Annotated in this window: 28 protein-coding genes; 27 read left to right on the forward strand and 1 reads right to left on the reverse strand. The window is 65.9% G+C overall.

Features of this window, described 5'->3' with window-relative positions; all coding sequences use genetic code 11:
- Window positions 1–6: 6 nt before the first annotated feature.
- Window positions 7–159 (reverse strand): hypothetical protein, encoded by a 153-nt coding sequence (locus ACF1AJ_RS18320; RefSeq protein WP_391508647.1) that lies wholly within the window; start codon window positions 157–159, stop codon window positions 7–9.
- Window positions 160–612: 453 nt separating this feature from the next.
- On the opposite strand from ACF1AJ_RS18320, the gene rpsJ reads away from it, so the two are divergent.
- The 27 genes from rpsJ (at window position 613) to rpsK (ending at window position 14,650) form a co-directional block, all read left to right on the forward strand.
- The gene (rpsJ, locus tag ACF1AJ_RS18325) at window positions 613–921 is read left to right on the forward strand and encodes a 30S ribosomal protein S10 (protein WP_018191969.1); all 309 of its coding nucleotides are present in this window, start codon (window positions 613–615) and stop codon (window positions 919–921) included.
- A gap of 14 nt (window positions 922–935) precedes the next feature.
- Window positions 936–1,595 (forward strand): 50S ribosomal protein L3, encoded by a 660-nt coding sequence (gene rplC, locus ACF1AJ_RS18330; protein ID WP_020076939.1) that lies wholly within the window; start codon window positions 936–938, stop codon window positions 1,593–1,595.
- A 5-nt stretch (window positions 1,596–1,600) separates the two neighbouring features.
- Window positions 1,601–2,251, forward strand: a complete 651-nt coding sequence (rplD, locus tag ACF1AJ_RS18335; protein ID WP_018191967.1) for a 50S ribosomal protein L4 — start codon at window positions 1,601–1,603, stop codon at window positions 2,249–2,251.
- Window positions 2,251–2,547 (forward strand): 50S ribosomal protein L23, encoded by a 297-nt coding sequence (gene rplW / locus ACF1AJ_RS18340; protein ID WP_018191966.1) that lies wholly within the window; start codon window positions 2,251–2,253, stop codon window positions 2,545–2,547. Before rplD ends, rplW begins: the two co-directional genes overlap by 1 nt.
- A 24-nt stretch (window positions 2,548–2,571) precedes the next feature.
- Entirely contained in the window at window positions 2,572–3,411 is an 840-nt protein-coding gene (gene rplB, locus ACF1AJ_RS18345) for a 50S ribosomal protein L2 (protein WP_018191965.1), read from the forward strand.
- A gap of 12 nt (window positions 3,412–3,423) precedes the next feature.
- Window positions 3,424–3,705: a 30S ribosomal protein S19 gene (gene rpsS, locus ACF1AJ_RS18350; protein WP_018191964.1), complete on the forward strand. Its 282-nt coding sequence runs from the start codon at window positions 3,424–3,426 to the stop codon at window positions 3,703–3,705.
- Between the two features lie 25 nt (window positions 3,706–3,730).
- Window positions 3,731–4,123 carry a 50S ribosomal protein L22 gene (rplV, locus tag ACF1AJ_RS18355; RefSeq protein ID WP_018191963.1) on the forward strand — a complete coding sequence of 131 codons (393 nt, stop codon included), beginning with the start codon at window positions 3,731–3,733 and terminating at the stop codon, window positions 4,121–4,123.
- Window positions 4,123–4,890 carry a 30S ribosomal protein S3 gene (gene rpsC, locus ACF1AJ_RS18360; protein WP_089908567.1) on the forward strand — a complete coding sequence of 256 codons (768 nt, stop codon included), beginning with the start codon at window positions 4,123–4,125 and terminating at the stop codon, window positions 4,888–4,890. Before rplV ends, rpsC begins: the two co-directional genes overlap by 1 nt.
- Window positions 4,891–4,892: 2 nt before the next feature.
- Window positions 4,893–5,312 carry a 50S ribosomal protein L16 gene (rplP, locus tag ACF1AJ_RS18365; RefSeq protein ID WP_018191961.1) on the forward strand — a complete coding sequence of 140 codons (420 nt, stop codon included), beginning with the start codon at window positions 4,893–4,895 and terminating at the stop codon, window positions 5,310–5,312.
- Complete coding sequence (gene rpmC, locus ACF1AJ_RS18370; protein ID WP_089908569.1) at window positions 5,312–5,641, forward strand: 50S ribosomal protein L29; 330 nt, start codon at window positions 5,312–5,314, stop codon at window positions 5,639–5,641. Before rplP ends, rpmC begins: the two co-directional genes overlap by 1 nt.
- Window positions 5,641–5,946: a 30S ribosomal protein S17 gene (rpsQ, locus tag ACF1AJ_RS18375; RefSeq protein WP_018191959.1), complete on the forward strand. Its 306-nt coding sequence runs from the start codon at window positions 5,641–5,643 to the stop codon at window positions 5,944–5,946. Before rpmC ends, rpsQ begins: the two co-directional genes overlap by 1 nt.
- Window positions 5,943–6,311, forward strand: coding sequence for a 50S ribosomal protein L14 (gene rplN, locus ACF1AJ_RS18380; RefSeq protein ID WP_018191958.1), 369 nt, complete (start codon window positions 5,943–5,945; stop codon window positions 6,309–6,311). The genes rpsQ and rplN overlap by 4 nt, the downstream gene beginning before the upstream one ends.
- Window positions 6,312–6,314: 3 nt before the next feature.
- On the forward strand, window positions 6,315–6,674 hold the full coding sequence (gene rplX, locus ACF1AJ_RS18385; RefSeq protein ID WP_018191957.1) for a 50S ribosomal protein L24: 360 nt from the start codon (window positions 6,315–6,317) through the stop codon (window positions 6,672–6,674).
- Entirely contained in the window at window positions 6,674–7,261 is a 588-nt protein-coding gene (rplE, locus tag ACF1AJ_RS18390) for a 50S ribosomal protein L5 (protein ID WP_309853395.1), read from the forward strand. The genes rplX and rplE overlap by 1 nt, the downstream gene beginning before the upstream one ends.
- A 99-nt stretch (window positions 7,262–7,360) precedes the next feature.
- Window positions 7,361–7,759 carry a 30S ribosomal protein S8 gene (rpsH, locus tag ACF1AJ_RS18395; protein WP_309853390.1) on the forward strand — a complete coding sequence of 133 codons (399 nt, stop codon included), beginning with the start codon at window positions 7,361–7,363 and terminating at the stop codon, window positions 7,757–7,759.
- A gap of 6 nt (window positions 7,760–7,765) precedes the next feature.
- Window positions 7,766–8,302, forward strand: coding sequence for a 50S ribosomal protein L6 (gene rplF, locus ACF1AJ_RS18400; RefSeq protein WP_018191954.1), 537 nt, complete (start codon window positions 7,766–7,768; stop codon window positions 8,300–8,302).
- 2 nt (window positions 8,303–8,304) lie between these two features.
- Entirely contained in the window at window positions 8,305–8,676 is a 372-nt protein-coding gene (gene rplR, locus ACF1AJ_RS18405) for a 50S ribosomal protein L18 (RefSeq protein WP_309853385.1), read from the forward strand.
- Complete coding sequence (gene rpsE / locus ACF1AJ_RS18410; RefSeq protein ID WP_018191952.1) at window positions 8,673–9,386, forward strand: 30S ribosomal protein S5; 714 nt, start codon at window positions 8,673–8,675, stop codon at window positions 9,384–9,386. Before rplR ends, rpsE begins: the two co-directional genes overlap by 4 nt.
- Window positions 9,386–9,571: a 50S ribosomal protein L30 gene (rpmD, locus tag ACF1AJ_RS18415; protein ID WP_018191951.1), complete on the forward strand. Its 186-nt coding sequence runs from the start codon at window positions 9,386–9,388 to the stop codon at window positions 9,569–9,571. Before rpsE ends, rpmD begins: the two co-directional genes overlap by 1 nt.
- A complete protein-coding gene (rplO, locus tag ACF1AJ_RS18420) occupies window positions 9,571–10,263 on the forward strand; it encodes a 50S ribosomal protein L15 (RefSeq protein WP_309853371.1) in 693 nt (230 codons plus the stop codon). Before rpmD ends, rplO begins: the two co-directional genes overlap by 1 nt.
- A 76-nt stretch (window positions 10,264–10,339) precedes the next feature.
- Window positions 10,340–11,662 (forward strand): preprotein translocase subunit SecY, encoded by a 1,323-nt coding sequence (gene secY, locus ACF1AJ_RS18425; protein ID WP_018191949.1) that lies wholly within the window; start codon window positions 10,340–10,342, stop codon window positions 11,660–11,662.
- Window positions 11,659–12,279: an adenylate kinase gene (locus ACF1AJ_RS18430; RefSeq protein ID WP_029042970.1), complete on the forward strand. Its 621-nt coding sequence runs from the start codon at window positions 11,659–11,661 to the stop codon at window positions 12,277–12,279. Before secY ends, ACF1AJ_RS18430 begins: the two co-directional genes overlap by 4 nt.
- 2 nt (window positions 12,280–12,281) lie before the next feature.
- Window positions 12,282–13,112 (forward strand): type I methionyl aminopeptidase, encoded by an 831-nt coding sequence (gene map, locus ACF1AJ_RS18435; RefSeq protein WP_391508648.1) that lies wholly within the window; start codon window positions 12,282–12,284, stop codon window positions 13,110–13,112.
- A 173-nt stretch (window positions 13,113–13,285) separates the two neighbouring features.
- Window positions 13,286–13,507: a translation initiation factor IF-1 gene (gene infA, locus ACF1AJ_RS18440; protein WP_011186713.1), complete on the forward strand. Its 222-nt coding sequence runs from the start codon at window positions 13,286–13,288 to the stop codon at window positions 13,505–13,507.
- Between the two features lie 82 nt (window positions 13,508–13,589).
- Window positions 13,590–13,703: a 50S ribosomal protein L36 gene (gene rpmJ / locus ACF1AJ_RS18445; protein WP_018191946.1), complete on the forward strand. Its 114-nt coding sequence runs from the start codon at window positions 13,590–13,592 to the stop codon at window positions 13,701–13,703.
- A gap of 135 nt (window positions 13,704–13,838) precedes the next feature.
- Window positions 13,839–14,213, forward strand: coding sequence for a 30S ribosomal protein S13 (gene rpsM / locus ACF1AJ_RS18450; RefSeq protein ID WP_018191945.1), 375 nt, complete (start codon window positions 13,839–13,841; stop codon window positions 14,211–14,213).
- Window positions 14,214–14,251: 38 nt separating this feature from the next.
- Window positions 14,252–14,650 (forward strand): 30S ribosomal protein S11, encoded by a 399-nt coding sequence (gene rpsK / locus ACF1AJ_RS18455; protein WP_018191944.1) that lies wholly within the window; start codon window positions 14,252–14,254, stop codon window positions 14,648–14,650.
- Window positions 14,651–14,753: the final 103 nt, after the last annotated feature.

Genomic DNA, 14,753 nt, shown 5'->3' on the forward strand with positions numbered 1-14,753 from the left:
GCTGGCTCACGGCAGCGACAGCCGACGAGGGTCGAGGTCGTACTCCAGCTCGATGCCGGAAGTCAGCCGCACGATGAGCGTGCACGAGGCCACCTGCTCATCGCGATCCGGCCGCGACTGCGCGTGCGCCGACCAGCCGTCCTCATCGTCGTCTCGCATCCCCCTGCTCCTTCCGCCACACTTTCGCGGCTGGTGATGAGCGTGCACGCACATGGTGCATCACAGCGGCCCACTCTGGCTACTGATGGTTTCCCGCGCGCGCGACACGCCCGGGTTGCAGGTTGGGCCGCGATCTGGCAAACTTGTCTAGTTCAACATTCCGGAACGAGCGCGTCTACGCGCGCTTCGACCGGATCACTGCCAGGCAGTGCATAGCCCGTCGCACCGTGTTCATTCGCGGTCTTGGTGACGTGAGGTTAGGCCGCAGGCAGCAGGACACGCTCAATTCGAACACCCACGAGACCAGGGGCTAACTCTGTGCCTGCAACGGGTTCGGAAACGAGTTGACAGAAGAATAGTGGCGTTCCCACGCGTACGTCGCCCGCGTCCAATGCGAAGAACGGCTCGAGAGAGCCGTCTCGTACGACGCCATAACAAGAGAGAGAGTCAGACATGGCGGGACAGAAGATCCGCATTCGGCTTAAGTCGTATGACCACGAGGTCATCGACACCTCGGCGCGCAAGATCGTCGACACGGTGACCCGTGCCGGCGCGACCGTCGTCGGCCCGGTGCCGCTTCCCACCGAGAAGAACGTGGTGGTCGTCATCCGTTCGCCCCACAAGTACAAGGACAGCCGCGAGCACTTCGAGATGCGCACGCACAAGCGGCTGATCGACATCATCGACCCGACGCCGAAGGCCGTCGACTCGCTCATGCGTCTCGACCTGCCCGCCGACGTCAACATCGAGATCAAGCTCTAAGGGGGAGTGCCACCATGTCCAACGCTGACACGAAGACTTCCAAGGGCCTCCTCGGCAAGAAGCTCGGAATGACCCAGGTCTGGGACGAGAACAACAAGCTCATCCCCGTGACCGTCATCGAGATCACGCCGAACGTCGTGACCCAGGTCCGCACCCCCGAGGCCGACGGCTACAACGCCGTCCAGATCGCCTACGGCCAGATCGACCCGCGCAAGGTCAACAAGCCGTCCGCCGGCCACTTCGACAAGGCGGGCGTTACCCCGCGTCGTCACCTCACCGAGGTCCGCACCGCCGACGCCGCCGAGTACGCGGCCGGCCAGGAGCTCACCGTCGACGGGACCTTCGAGGTCGGCCAGCTGGTCGACGTCGTCGGGACCTCGAAGGGTAAGGGCTTCGCCGGTGTGATGAAGCGCCACAACTTCCAGGGCGTCTCCGCTTCGCACGGTGCGCACCGCAACCACCGCAAGCCGGGCTCCATCGGCGCCTCCTCGACCCCGAGCCGTGTCTTCAAGGGCATGCGCATGGCCGGTCGCATGGGTGGCGAGCGCGTCACCGTCCTGAACCTCAAGGTGCAGGGCATCGACGCCGAGAAGGGCCTGCTGCTGGTCAAGGGCGCCGTTCCCGGCGCTCGTGGCCGCATCGTTTTCGTCCGCAACGCAGTGAAGGGGGCCTAAGGTAAATGGCTACCTCGATTGACGTCGTCGACCTCAAGGGCAAGAAGGCCGGCTCCATCGAGCTTCCCGACGCCCTGTTCGACGTTCAGACCAACATCCCGCTGATCCACCAGGTCGTCACCGCTCAGCTCGCCGCGGCGCGCCAGGGCACGCACAAGACCAAGGGTCGTGGCGAGGTCTCCGGCGCCGGCCGCAAGCCGTTCAAGCAGAAGGGCACCGGTCGCGCCCGCCAGGGTTCCATCCGCGCCCCGCAGATGACCGGCGGTGGCATCGTCCACGGACCGACGCCGCGCAGTTACGCCCAGCGCACCCCGAAGAAGATGATCGCCGCTGCTCTGCTCGGCGCTCTCTCGGACCGCGCCCGCGGCAGCCGCCTCCACGCCGTCCAGGCCTTCACCACCGGTGACGCGCCCTCGACCAAGGCGGTCGTCGACCTGCTGAGCGGCATCGCGACCTCGAAGCACGTCCTCGTCGTGCTCGAGCGTGACGACGAGCTCGCCTTCAAGAGCGTCCGCAACGTCCCGACCGTGCACGTGCTGACCTACGACCAGCTGAACGCCTACGACGTCCTGGTGAGCGACGACATCGTCTTCTCGCAGGCCGCGCTCGAGGGCTTCATCGCCGCCAAGAGCAACAAGGAAGAGGTGAACGCGTAATGGCCGTCAACAAGGACCCGCGCGACGTCATCATCGCCCCGGTCGTCTCTGAGAAGAGCTACGGCCTGATCGACGAGGGCAAGTACACCTTCCTCGTCGACACGCGTTCGAACAAGACCGAGATCAAGCTCGCCATCGAGTCGATCTTCAAGGTCGAGGTCGCGTCGGTGAACACCCTGAACCGTCAGGGCAAGACCCGCCGCACCCGCTTCGGCACCGGCAAGCGCAAGGACACCAAGCGCGCCATCGTCACGCTGAAGTCCGGTTCCATCGACATCTTCACGGCCGTCGGCTGAGCGAAGGACTAGAGGAAAACAGACATGGCAATTCGTAACTACAAGCCCACGACCCCCGGTCGTCGCGGCTCCTCGGTCGCCGACTTCGCCGAGATCACCCGCTCGACGCCGGAGAAGTCCCTTCTCCGTCCGCTGTCGAAGACCGGTGGCCGCAACAACCAGGGCCGCATCACGACCCGTCACATCGGTGGTGGCCACAAGCGCCAGTACCGCGTGATCGACTTCCGTCGCAACGACAAGGACGGCGTCAACGCCAAGGTCGCCCACATCGAGTACGACCCCAACCGCACGGCGCGCATCGCGCTGCTGCACTTCGTGGACGGCACCAAGCGCTACATCCTGGCGCCCGCCGGCCTGAAGCAGGGCGACGTCGTCGAGTCGGGTGCCGGCGCAGACATCAAGCCGGGCAACAACCTGCCGCTGCGCAACATCCCGACCGGTACCGTCGTGCACGCGATCGAGCTGAAGCCGGGCGGTGGCGCCAAGCTCGCCCGTTCGGCCGGTGCCTCGGTCCGCCTCGTCGCGAAGGACGGCCCCTACGCCCAGCTGCGCCTCCCCTCCGGTGAGGTCCGCAACGTCGACGCGCGCTGCCGCGCCACCGTCGGCGAGGTCGGCAACGCCGAGCAGTCGAACATCAACTGGGGCAAGGCCGGCCGTATGCGCTGGAAGGGCGTCCGCCCGACCGTGCGTGGTGTCGCGATGAACCCGATCGACCACCCGCACGGTGGTGGTGAGGGCAAGACCTCCGGTGGTCGCCACCCGGTCAGCCCGTGGGGTCAGAAGGAAGGCCGTACGCGCCACCCCAACAAGGAAAGCGACAAGCTCATCGTCCGCCGTCGCAACGCCGGCAAGAAGCGCAAGTAGGAGTTCGAGAAGATGCCACGCAGTCTCAAGAAGGGCCCCTTCGTCGACGAGCACCTGTTTCGCAAGGTGGTCGCCGCGAACGAGGCCAACAGCAAGAACGTGATCAAGACCTGGTCGCGCCGCTCGATGATCGTCCCGGCCATGCTGGGTCACACCATCGCCGTGCACGACGGTCGCAAGCACATCCCGGTGTTCGTCACCGAGACCATGGTCGGTCACAAGCTCGGCGAGTTCGCGCCGACCCGCACCTTCCGTGGACACGTGAAGGACGACAAGAAGGGTCGCCGCCGCTGATCGCGGTGGCGTAAGGAGGAGAGAAATGGTGGAGTCGATCGCCCGCGTGCGACACATCCGCGTTACCCCCATGAAGGCCCGCCGCGTCGTCAACATGATCCGCGGCAAGCAGGCCCAGGAGGCCCTGGCCATCCTGAAGTTCGCCCCCCAGAGCGCGAGCGAGCCTGTTTACAAACTCGTCGCCTCGGCCATCGCCAACGCGCGCGTCAAGGCCGACCAGAGCAACACCTACCTGGACGAGCAGGACCTGTACGTGAGCCGCGCCTTCGTGGACGAGGGGACCACCCTCAAGCGGTTCCAGCCGCGTGCACAGGGCCGGGCCTTCCGCATCAACAAGCGCACCAGCCACATCACGGTCGTCCTCGCGACGCCGGACGAGGCCGAGGCCGCCCCCGTCAGCAAGAAGGCGAGCAAGTAATGGGTCAGAAAGTCAATCCGTACGGCTTCCGTCTGGGCATCACCACCGACCATGTGTCGCGGTGGTTCTCCGACAGCACCAAGAAGGGTCAGCGTTACAGCGACTACCTCGCTGAGGACGTTAAGATCCGCACGCTGCTGAAGACGTCGCTCGACCGCGCGGGCGTGTCCCGCATCGAGATCGAGCGCACCCGTGACCGCGTCCGCGTCGACATCCACACCGCCCGCCCGGGCATCGTGATCGGTCGCCGTGGCGCCGAGGCCGAGCGCATCCGCGCCGACCTCGAGAAGCTCTCGGGCAAGCAGATCCAGCTGAACATCCTCGAGGTCAAGAACCCCGAGGCCGACGCCCAGCTCGTCGCTCAGGGCATCGCCGAGCAGCTCGCCGCCCGCGTGGCCTTCCGCCGCGCGATGCGCAAGGGTCTGCAGGGTGCTCAGCGCGCCGGCGCCAAGGGTGTCCGCATCCAGGTGTCGGGCCGTCTCGGCGGCGCCGAGATGAGCCGCTCCGAGTTCTACCGCGAGGGTCGTGTGCCGCTGCACACGCTCCGCGCCAACATCGACTACGGCTTCTACGAGGCCAAGACCACCTTCGGTCGCATCGGTGTGAAGGTGTGGATCTACAAGGGCGACATCACGAACAAGGAACTGGCTCGCGAGCAGGCCAACCAGAAGCCGTCGCGCGAGCGCAACGACCGTCCGCGTCGCGGTGGCCGGGGCAACGCCCCCGAGACCGCTGGCGCGCCGGCCGCAGCAGGAGTTGAGGCATAACCATGTTGATCCCACGCAGAGTCAAGCACCGCAAGCAGCACCACCCCGGCCGTAGCGGCCAGGCGACCGGTGGCACGAAGGTCTCCTTCGGCGAGTTCGGCATCCAGGCCCTGACGCCCGCTTACGTGACCAACCGTCAGATCGAGTCCGCTCGTATCGCCATGACGCGTCACATCAAGCGTGGCGGCAAGGTGTGGATCAACATCTACCCCGACCGTCCGCTCACGAAGAAGCCGGCCGAGACCCGAATGGGTTCCGGTAAGGGTTCGCCGGAGTGGTGGGTCGCCAACGTCAAGCCGGGTCGCGTCCTCTTCGAGGTCTCCGGAGTCTCCGAGCAGCTCGCTCGTGAGGCCATGACCCGTGCAATCCACAAGCTGCCCCTCAAGGCACGCATCATCAAGCGCGAGGAGGGCGACGCGTAATGGCGATCGGATCCAAGGAGCTTGCCTCGAGCGAGCTCGACACTTTCGAAGACGAGCGTCTCGTCGACGAGCTGAAGAAGGCCAAGGAAGAGCTGTTCAACCTACGCTTCCAGTCGGCCACCGGCCAGCTCGAGAGCCACGGCCGCCTGCGCGCCGTGAAGCGTGACATCGCTCGCATCTACACCGTGATCCGCGAGCGCGAGCTCGGGATCCGGGCTACCCCGGCCCCGGCCGAGGCGGCGCCGGCGGAGAAGAAGAAGACCCGTGCCAAGAAGGCGGCCCCGGCCGCCGAGGCCGAGGTCGACACCACGAATGAGGAGGCCAAGTAATGGCTGAGACCACCAAGGCCGCGGCCGCGGAGTCGGCGGCCGACGAGGCCCTCGTCCGCGGGTACCGCAAGGCCCGTCGCGGTTACGTCGTCAGCGACAAGATGGACAAGACCATCGTCGTCGAGGTCGAGGACCGCGTGAAGCACCCCCTGTACGGCAAGGTCATCCGCCGCACCTCCAAGGTGAAGGCGCACGACGAGAACAACACCGCCGGCATCGGCGACCTCGTTCTCATCAACGAGACCCGTCCCCTGAGCGCCAGCAAGCGCTGGCGCCTGGTTGAGATTCTGGAGAAGGCCAAGTGATCCAGCAGGAATCCCGACTCAAGGTCGCCGACAACACCGGCGCCAAGGAGCTCCTCGCGATCCGCGTGCTCGGCGGCTCCAGCCGTCGCTACGCCGGCCTCGGCGACGTCATCGTCGCCACGGTCAAGGACGCGATCCCGGGTGGGAACGTCAAGAAGGGCGACGTCGTCAAGGCGGTCGTCGTGCGTGTTCGCAAGAACACCCGCCGCCCGGACGGCTCCTACATCAAGTTCGACGAGAACGCCGCTGTCATCCTGAAGAACGACGGTGACCCCCGCGGCACGCGCATCTTCGGACCGGTCGGCCGCGAGCTCCGCGACAAGAAGTTCATGAAGATCATCTCGCTCGCACCGGAGGTGCTGTAACCCATGGCGAACATCAAGAAGGGCGACCTGGTCCAGGTCATCTCGGGCCGTTCGCAGGCCCGCGGTGGTGACCGTGGCAAGCAGGGTCGCGTCATCGAGGTTCTCGTCGAGCAGAACCGTGTCATCGTCGAGGGCGTCAACTTCGTGACCAAGCACGTGCGCGTCGGCCAGACGCAGCGTGGCACGAAGACCGGCGGCATCGAGACCCACGAGGCCCCGATCCACGTCTCGAACGTGGCGCTGGTCGACCCCGAGACCAAGAAGCCGACCCGCGTCGGCTTCCGCGAAGAGAGTGTCACGAAGGACGGCGTCACCAAGACGGTCCGCGTTCGTTACGCCAAGAAGTCTGGTAAGGACCTGTAATGACCGACACTGCAACCGCTGCTGGCAAAATCCAGCCGCGCCTGAAGCAGAAGTACAAGAACGAGATCTCCCAGCAGCTCCAGGGCGACTTCGGTTTCACCAACGTGCACCAGGTGCCCGGTCTGGTGAAGATCGTCGTCAACATGGGTGTCGGCGAGGCGGCTCGTGACGGCAAGGTGATCGATGGTGCGGTCAACGACCTCACGCTGATCACCGGCCAGAAGCCCCAGGTCACGAAGGCCCGCAAGTCCATCGCGCAGTTCAAGCTGCGCGAGGGCCAGCCGATCGGCGCGCACGTCACGCTGCGCGGCGACCGCATGTGGGAGTTCCTCGACCGTCTCCTCTCGCTCGCGCTTCCGCGAATCCGCGACTTCCGCGGCCTCAGCGACAAGCAGTTCGACGGGAACGGCAACTACACGTTCGGTCTCACGGAGCAGTCGATGTTCCACGAGATCAACCAGGACCGCATCGACCGCGTCCGCGGCATGGACATCACTGTGGTGACCACCGCCAAGAACGACGACGAGGGCCGCGCGCTGCTCAAGCAGCTCGGCTTCCCGTTCCGTTCCAACGACGCGGCCAACTAGGCCCACCTGCGGGCCGGCCGTCCGGCCGGCCCGCTTCCACCACAGGTCGTCAGTCGTGTACCGGCTGAACGAAACCTGGTGACCGTAAGGAAAACCGAAATGACCATGACAGATCCGGTCGCAGACATGCTGACCAGACTGCGCAACGCGAACTCGGCTCACCACGACACCGTGTCGATGCCGCACTCGAAGCTCAAGGCCCACATCGCCGAGATCCTCACCAACGAGGGCTACATCTCCGGCTGGGACGTCACCGACGCCCGCGTCGGCAAGACGCTGACCCTGCAGCTCAAGTTCGGACCGAACCGCGAGCGTTCCATCGCCGGTATCAAGCGCGTGTCCAAGCCCGGCCTTCGCGTCTATGCGAAGTCCACGGAGCTCCCCAAGGTGCTCGGCGGGCTCGGCGTCGCCATCCTGTCCACCTCCTCCGGTCTGCTCACGGACCGTCAGGCTGAGAAGAAGGGCGTGGGTGGGGAAGTCCTCGCCTACGTGTGGTAATCCGCCATGTCGCGTATTGGAAGACTGCCCATCGACATCCCGACCGGCGTCGATGTGAAGATCGACGGCCAGGCCGTCACCGTCAAGGGCCCGAAGGGTGAGCTCAGCCTCACCGTCGCCGAGCCCATCGAGGTCAAGCTGGAGGAGAACCAGGTCCTGGTTACCCGTCCGGACGACGAGCGCGCTTCGCGTTCGCTGCACGGCCTGACCCGCACCCTCATCAACAACCAGATCATCGGCGTCACCCAGGGCTACTCCAAGGGCCTCGAGATCGTCGGCACCGGTTACCGCGTCGTCCAGAAGGGCTCGGCTGTCGAGTTCGCGCTCGGCTTCTCGCACCCGGTGACCGTCGAGCCGCCGGCTGGCATCACGTTCACGGTCGAGGGCAACAACCGCCTGACCGTGGCCGGGATCGACAAGCAGGCCGTCGGTGAGGTCGCCGCGAACATCCGCAAGATCCGCAAGCCCGAGCCGTACAAGGGCAAGGGCGTGCGCTACGCCGGCGAGGTCGTTCGTCGCAAGGCCGGAAAGGCTGGTAAGTAATCATGGCTCTGGGTACCAGAGGAAAGAGCAAGGCGGCCGCCCGCGACCGCCGTCACACCCGCCTTCGCAAGAAGATCGAGGGCACCGCGGTCCGTCCGCGCCTGGTCGTGACCCGTTCGGCCCGCCACGTCTTCGTGCAGGTCGTCGACGACGCGAAGGGCCACACGCTGGCCTCCGCGTCGACCATGGAAGCGGACCTGCGCACCTTCGACGGTGACAAGACCGCCAAGGCCCGCAAGGTCGGAGAGCTCGTCGCCGAGCGCGCGAAGAGCGCCGGTGTCGACGCCGTCGTGTTCGACCGTGGAGGCAGCAAGTACGCGGGCCGCGTCGCCGCTGTCGCCGAGGGAGCTCGAGAGGGTGGACTGAACCTGTGAGCGACGAGAACAACAAGGAGCAGACCGTGGCCGATCAGGTAACGGACAGCGCGCAGCCGGTTGAGACCGCTGCGGGCACCGACAACAACACCCGGAGCGAGCGCGAGCCGCGCCGTGGTGGCCGCGAGCGCAACCCCAACCGCGACCGTGGCAGCCGTGACGCCGACAAGAGCCAGTTCCTGGAGCGCGTCGTCACCATCAACCGCGTCTCCAAGGTCGTGAAGGGTGGTCGTCGCTTCAGCTTCACCGCTCTCGTGGTCGTCGGCGACGGCAACGGCCTGGTGGGCGTCGGCTACGGCAAGGCCCGTGAGGTGCCGCTGGCGATCTCGAAGGGCGTCGAGGAGGCGAAGAAGAACTTCTTCCGCGTCCCGCGCGTCGGCAACACCATCCCGCACCCGGTGCAGGGTGAGGCCGCCGCCGGCGTCGTCCTCCTGCGTCCGGCTGCTGCCGGTACCGGTGTTATCGCCGGTGGCCCCGTGCGCGCCGTCCTGGAGTGCGCCGGTATCCACGACGTCCTGAGCAAGTCGCTCGGTTCGTCCAACACGATCAACATCGTGCACGCGACCGTCGAGGCGCTGAAGCAGCTCGAGGAGCCCCGCGCCGTCGCAGCTCGCCGTGGTCTCGACTACGACCAGGTTGCCCCGGCGCGCCTGCTTCGCACCGAGGCAGCGCTGGCTGAGGCCGCCGCGACCGCAAAGGCAGGTGCCTGATGGCTGCGCGTCTGAAGATCACGCAGATCAAGTCGAAAGTGAGCGAGAAGCAGTACCAGCGCGACACGCTGCGCAGTCTGGGACTGAAGCGCATCGGTGACGTCGTCGTCCGCGAGGACAACCCGCAGAACCGTGGGTACGTCAACACCGTCGCTCACCTGGTGAAGGTCGAGGAGATTGACTAATGGCTGAAGAGAAGGCCACCACAGAGGCCGCCGAGAAGCCGGCCGCCAAGAAGCCCGCGACCAAGGCCGCGAGCACGAAGGCTGCCGCCGACAAGCCGGCCGCCGAGAAGACCAGCACCGCGAAGAAGGCTCCGGCCAAGAAGGCGTCGGCTTCGGCCGCTGCCGACAAGGCCGCCGCCTCCAGCACGGACGACACCGTGGCCGCAAAGCCGGCCGCGAAGTCCTCCGCCAAGAAGGACGTCGCCGCCCCGCGCGAGCAGGTCCTGAAGGTGCACCACCTGCGCCCCGCCGCCGGCGCCAAGAAGGAGAAGACCCGCGTCGGACGCGGTGAGGGCTCCAAGGGTAAGACGGCCGGTCGCGGTACCAAGGGAACCAAGGCGCGCTACCAGGTGCGTCCGGGCTTCCAGGGCGGCCAGCTTCCGCTGCACATGCGTGCGCCGAAGCTGCGCGGCTTCAAGAACCCGTTCCGCGTGGAGTACCAGGTCGTGAACCTGGAGAAGCTCGCCGAGCTGTACCCGTCGGGCGGTGACGTCACCGTCGCCGACCTGGTCGCCAAGGGTGCCGTTCGCAAGAACGAGAAGGTCAAGGTTCTCGGCAACGGGGACATTGCGGTTAAGCTGAACGTTGCGGTCGACAAGGTCTCCGGCTCTGCTGAGCAGAAGATCGTCGCCGCAGGTGGCTCCGTCAAGTAGTCATCCGCAGAGCAGCTGAGTCGGGTGGCCGGGGAACCGGCCACCCGACTGACTCTTAGGAAAGCAGGACGCAGGATTGTTTAGCGCCGTTGGGCGGATCTTCCGCACCCCGGATCTTCGCCGGAAGATCTTCTTCACGCTGGGCATCATCGCCCTGTTCCGGCTGGGGTCCTTCATCCCTGCGCCATTCGTCGATTTCGGCAACGTCCAGACCTGTCTGAACGCTAATCAGGACACTTCCGGCCTGTATTCGCTGGTGAATCTGTTCTCCGGCGGTGCCCTCCTCAAACTCTCGATCTTCGCGCTCGGCATCATGCCGTACATCACCGCGTCGATCATCGTGCAGCTGCTGCGTGTGGTCATCCCGCGCTTCGAGACCCTCTACAAGGAGGGCCAGGCCGGCCAGGCCAAGCTCACGCAGTACACGCGCTACCTCACCATCGCGCTGGGCGTCCTCCAGTCGACGACCCTCATCACCGTCGCGCGCAGCGGCGCGCTGTTCGGCACCACCGCCGTCTCGCAGTGCACGCAGCTGATCACGGACGACTCCTGGTACGCGATCATGCTCATGGTCGTCACCATGACCGCCGGCACGGGCCTCATCATGTGGATGGGCGAGCTCGTGACCGAGCGCGGCATCGGCAACGGCATGTCGCTCCTCATCTTCACCTCGATCGCCGCGCAGTTCCCGTCCTCCCTCTGGGCGGTCGGCCAGTCGCAGGGCATCGAGATCCTGCTGGTCGTGATCGCGATCGGATTGCTCATCGTCATGGGCGTCGTCTTCGTCGAGCAGTCGCAGCGGCGCATCCCCGTGCAGTACGCGAAACGCATGGTCGGGCGACGGACCTACGGCGGCAACAACACGTACATCCCGATCAAGGTCAACATGGCCGGCGTCGTGCCCGTCATCTTCGCGTCGTCGCTGCTGTATCTGCCGGCGCTCATCGCCCAGTTCAACCAGCCGGCCGCAGGCAAGGCACCTGCGCCGTGGGTCACGTGGATCACGAACTACCTGACCAAGGGCGACCACCCGTTGTACATGCTGCTGTACTTCCTCCTGATCGTCGGGTTCACCTACTTCTACGTGGCGATCACCTTCAACCCGGAGGAGGTCGCGGACAACATGAAGAAGTACGGCGGCTTCATCCCCGGCATCCGCGCGGGCCGTCCGACGGCCGAGTACCTCGATTACGTGCTCACGCGGGTGACCCTGCCCGGATCCTTCTATCTGGGCATCATCGCGCTGATCCCATTGGTCGCCTTCGCGTTGATCGGCGCAAGCCAGAACTTCATGTTCGGCGGCACGTCCATCCTGATCATCGTCGGTGTCGGGCTGGAGACGGTCAAGCAGATCGACTCCCAGCTCCAGCAGCGGCATTACGAAGGGCTTCTGCGTTGACCCGAATGCTGATCGTCGGACCCCCCGGAGCGGGCAAGGGCACTCAGGCCTCCCGCATCACCACCGCCTACGGGATCCCCGACATCTCCACGGGCGACATCTTCCGGGCCAACATCAAGAACGAGACGCCGCTCGGCAAGCAGGTCAAGGCCATCGTCGACGCGGGCGACTATGTCCCGGACACGCTCACCAACCAGCTGGTCGCTGACCGGCTCGACGAGGAGGACGCCAAGAACGGCTTCCTCCTCGACGGGTACCCGCGGACGCTCGCGCAGGTCGACTACCTCGACGAGCTCCTCGCTGGCAAGGGGCAGAAGCTGGATGCCGTCATCCAGCTGACGGCCGACCAGGACGAGATCGTGCAGCGCCTGACCAAGCGGGCTCACGAACAGGGTCGAGCGGACGACTCGGAAGAGGCCATCCGCCACCGCCAGCAGGTGTACGTGCGCGAGACCTCGCCCCTGATCGACGTGTACCGCGAACGCGGTCTCCTCGTGCCGGTCGACGGCCTGGGTGCGATGGACGAGGTCGCGGAGCGGATCACCTCCGCCCTCGCCGAGCGCGGCATCGTCCCGGTCGCGGGCGCCGGCGCGTCCACCGGCGAGTCCGTGGCGTAGAAGTGGTCTTCAAGAGGTCGATCTACAAGACGCCCGCTCAACTCCGCGACATGGTCGCGCCCGGGCGCGCGACGGCCGCATCCCTCGAAGCGGTCTCCGCGGCGGTCGCTCCCGGTGTGTCGACCCTCGAGCTCGACGCGATCGCGGAGCGCGCGATCGTCGACGCAGGCGGCGCCTCGAACTTCAAACTGGAGCCCGGGTACCACCACACCATCTGCGCCTCCGTCAACGACGAGGTCGTGCACGGCATCCCCGGTGCGCGCATCCTGGAGCCCGGCGACATCCTGTCGGTCGACAGCGGCGCCATCCTGGGCGGCTGGAACGGGGATGCTGCGCGCACGTTCGTCCTTCCCGATCCGGCGCATCCCGAACTCGTGGCCGAGCGCACCCGCCTCTCCGAGGTAACGGAGCAGTCGCTGTGGCGGGGCATCGCGACCCTCGCATCCGCGCGTTACCTCAACGACGTGGGGGAGGCGATCGAGGATTACGTCTCAGCGCAGGGCGACTACGGCATCCTGACCGACTACATCGGTCACGGCATCGGGCGTCGCATGCACGAGGAGCCGCCGGTGTTCAACTACCGCGTGCGCGCCAAGGGACCGGAGGTGCGTCCCGGACTCGTGGTCGCCATCGAGCCGATGGTCGTTCTCGGATCGCAGGAGACCTACGTCAAGGATGACGGCTGGACGGTCGCGACGGAGGACGGCTCGGCGGCCGCCCACTGGGAGCACAGCGTCGCCGTGCACGCGGACGGCATCTGGGTGCTCACCGCGAGCGACGGAGGGGCCGCCGGCCTCGCCCCGTTCGGTGTGACACCGACCCCGATCGCCTGATGGGCGCCCGGAAGACGGTGTTCGCCCAGAGCGGCGGAGGATCATACACTCGGATTGGCGGATTCGCGCCCTTTCCCATAAGATAGATCCTTGGTGTCTTAGGCGCGTTCAGACGTGCCTTCCGCCGATCAACGCACGACCAGCAAACCACGACTTTTAGCGACAGTGAGGCTATGGCCAAAAAAGACGGTGTCATCGAGATCGAAGGATCCGTGATCGAGGCTCTTCCCAACGCGATGTTCCGCGTGGAGTTGACGAACGGTCACAAGGTTCTTGCCCACATCTCCGGCAAGATGCGCCAGCACTACATCCGCATCCTCCCCGAGGACCGCGTGATCGTGGAGCTGAGCCCCTACGATCTGACCCGCGGCCGGATCGTCTACCGCTACAAGTAAAGGTCTGCTGTAAGTAACGGCCCCACCCAACGGGTAGCCCCGGGTGAGGTACGAGGACAGCGAACAAAGGTAAGAAACACTCATGAAGGTCAACCCCTCGGTCAAGAGGATCTGCGACAAGTGCAAGGTCATCCGCCGCAACGGCCGGGTCATGGTCATCTGCGAGAACCCGCGCCACAAGCAGCGCCAGGGCTGAACGCAGTCATAACCGAATAGAAGAACAGGCGATCCCAGAACCCGCGTCCGGAGACGGACGCGGGGGACACCCTCGGAGGAGGCCGGGGCACCGGGATCGCTGCAGACCTCCACTCATCACAGGAGAAGCCAACACATGGCACGTCTAGCAGGCGTCGACATCCCGCGCGAGAAGCGCGTCGAGGTCGCACTCACCTATATCTATGGAGTCGGCCGCACCCGCGCCCTCCAGACTCTGCGCGAGACCGAGATCTCGGGCGACATCCGCGTCAAGGACCTGACCGACGAGCAGCTCGTCGCTCTCCGCGACTACATCGAGGGCAACTTCAAGGTGGAGGGTGACCTGCGCCGCGAGGTCGCCGCCGATATCCGACGCAAGGTCGAGATCGGCAGCTACGAGGGTATCCGCCACCGTAAGGGCCTCCCGGTCCGCGGCCAGCGCACCAAGACCAACGCTCGTACCCGCAAGGGTCCGAAGCGCACCGTGGCCGGCAAGAAGAAGGCGCGCTAAGGCCCGCGGCCCCACGCTCTTAGGATTCAGGAGAAGAAATGGCAGCACCCAAGTCGGCCGCTCGCAAGCCGCGCAAGAAGGAAAAGAAGAACATTGCTGTGGGCCAGGCCCACATCAAGAGCACGTTCAACAACACGATCGTCTCGATCACCGACACCACCGGTGCCGTGATCAGCTGGGCCTCGTCCGGCGGCGTCGGATTCAAGGGCTCCCGCAAGTCGACCCCGTTCGCGGCGCAGCTCGCCGCCGAGTCGGCCGCGCGTCAGGCGCAGGAGCACGGCATGAAGAAGGTCGACGTCTTCGTCAAGGGCCCGGGTTCGGGTCGCGAGACGGCGATCCGCTCCCTCCAGGCCGCAGGCCTCGAGGTCGGCTCGATCAACGACGTCACCCCGCAGGCGCACAACGGTTGCCGCCCGCCCAAGCGCCGTCGCGTCTAAGCAGTTCTCTTCAGTCCGCCGCAGGCGGCGACTCGACCGGGTCGCCGCCTGACGGCGTGACACCCCACCTCAGTAGAAGCAAGTGTCATATAGCGGACACTTA

Source organism: Leifsonia sp. NPDC014704 (assembly GCF_043083605.1).
In the GTDB taxonomy this organism is placed as follows: Bacteria; Actinomycetota; Actinomycetes; order Actinomycetales; family Microbacteriaceae; genus Leifsonia.

What these genes read in the sequence shown, in the direction of transcription:
- ACF1AJ_RS18320 (WP_391508647.1), bottom strand. Translation starts at nt 159, where the DNA reads ATGCGAGACGACGATGAGGACGGCTGGTCGGCGCACGCGCAGTCGCGG.
- rpsJ (WP_018191969.1), top strand. Translation starts at nt 613, where the DNA reads ATGGCGGGACAGAAGATCCGCATTCGGCTTAAGTCGTATGACCACGAG.
- rplC (WP_020076939.1), top strand. Translation starts at nt 936, where the DNA reads ATGTCCAACGCTGACACGAAGACTTCCAAGGGCCTCCTCGGCAAGAAG.
- rplD (WP_018191967.1), top strand. Translation starts at nt 1,601, where the DNA reads ATGGCTACCTCGATTGACGTCGTCGACCTCAAGGGCAAGAAGGCCGGC.
- rplW (WP_018191966.1), top strand. Translation starts at nt 2,251, where the DNA reads ATGGCCGTCAACAAGGACCCGCGCGACGTCATCATCGCCCCGGTCGTC.
- rplB (WP_018191965.1), top strand. Translation starts at nt 2,572, where the DNA reads ATGGCAATTCGTAACTACAAGCCCACGACCCCCGGTCGTCGCGGCTCC.
- rpsS (WP_018191964.1), top strand. Translation starts at nt 3,424, where the DNA reads ATGCCACGCAGTCTCAAGAAGGGCCCCTTCGTCGACGAGCACCTGTTT.
- rplV (WP_018191963.1), top strand. Translation starts at nt 3,731, where the DNA reads ATGGTGGAGTCGATCGCCCGCGTGCGACACATCCGCGTTACCCCCATG.
- rpsC (WP_089908567.1), top strand. Translation starts at nt 4,123, where the DNA reads ATGGGTCAGAAAGTCAATCCGTACGGCTTCCGTCTGGGCATCACCACC.
- rplP (WP_018191961.1), top strand. Translation starts at nt 4,893, where the DNA reads ATGTTGATCCCACGCAGAGTCAAGCACCGCAAGCAGCACCACCCCGGC.
- rpmC (WP_089908569.1), top strand. Translation starts at nt 5,312, where the DNA reads ATGGCGATCGGATCCAAGGAGCTTGCCTCGAGCGAGCTCGACACTTTC.
- rpsQ (WP_018191959.1), top strand. Translation starts at nt 5,641, where the DNA reads ATGGCTGAGACCACCAAGGCCGCGGCCGCGGAGTCGGCGGCCGACGAG.
- rplX (WP_018191957.1), top strand. Translation starts at nt 6,315, where the DNA reads ATGGCGAACATCAAGAAGGGCGACCTGGTCCAGGTCATCTCGGGCCGT.
- rplE (WP_309853395.1), top strand. Translation starts at nt 6,674, where the DNA reads ATGACCGACACTGCAACCGCTGCTGGCAAAATCCAGCCGCGCCTGAAG.
- rpsH (WP_309853390.1), top strand. Translation starts at nt 7,361, where the DNA reads ATGACCATGACAGATCCGGTCGCAGACATGCTGACCAGACTGCGCAAC.
- rplF (WP_018191954.1), top strand. Translation starts at nt 7,766, where the DNA reads ATGTCGCGTATTGGAAGACTGCCCATCGACATCCCGACCGGCGTCGAT.
- rplR (WP_309853385.1), top strand. Translation starts at nt 8,305, where the DNA reads ATGGCTCTGGGTACCAGAGGAAAGAGCAAGGCGGCCGCCCGCGACCGC.
- rpmD (WP_018191951.1), top strand. Translation starts at nt 9,386, where the DNA reads ATGGCTGCGCGTCTGAAGATCACGCAGATCAAGTCGAAAGTGAGCGAG.
- rplO (WP_309853371.1), top strand. Translation starts at nt 9,571, where the DNA reads ATGGCTGAAGAGAAGGCCACCACAGAGGCCGCCGAGAAGCCGGCCGCC.
- infA (WP_011186713.1), top strand. Translation starts at nt 13,286, where the DNA reads ATGGCCAAAAAAGACGGTGTCATCGAGATCGAAGGATCCGTGATCGAG.
- rpmJ (WP_018191946.1), top strand. Translation starts at nt 13,590, where the DNA reads ATGAAGGTCAACCCCTCGGTCAAGAGGATCTGCGACAAGTGCAAGGTC.
- rpsM (WP_018191945.1), top strand. Translation starts at nt 13,839, where the DNA reads ATGGCACGTCTAGCAGGCGTCGACATCCCGCGCGAGAAGCGCGTCGAG.
- rpsK (WP_018191944.1), top strand. Translation starts at nt 14,252, where the DNA reads ATGGCAGCACCCAAGTCGGCCGCTCGCAAGCCGCGCAAGAAGGAAAAG.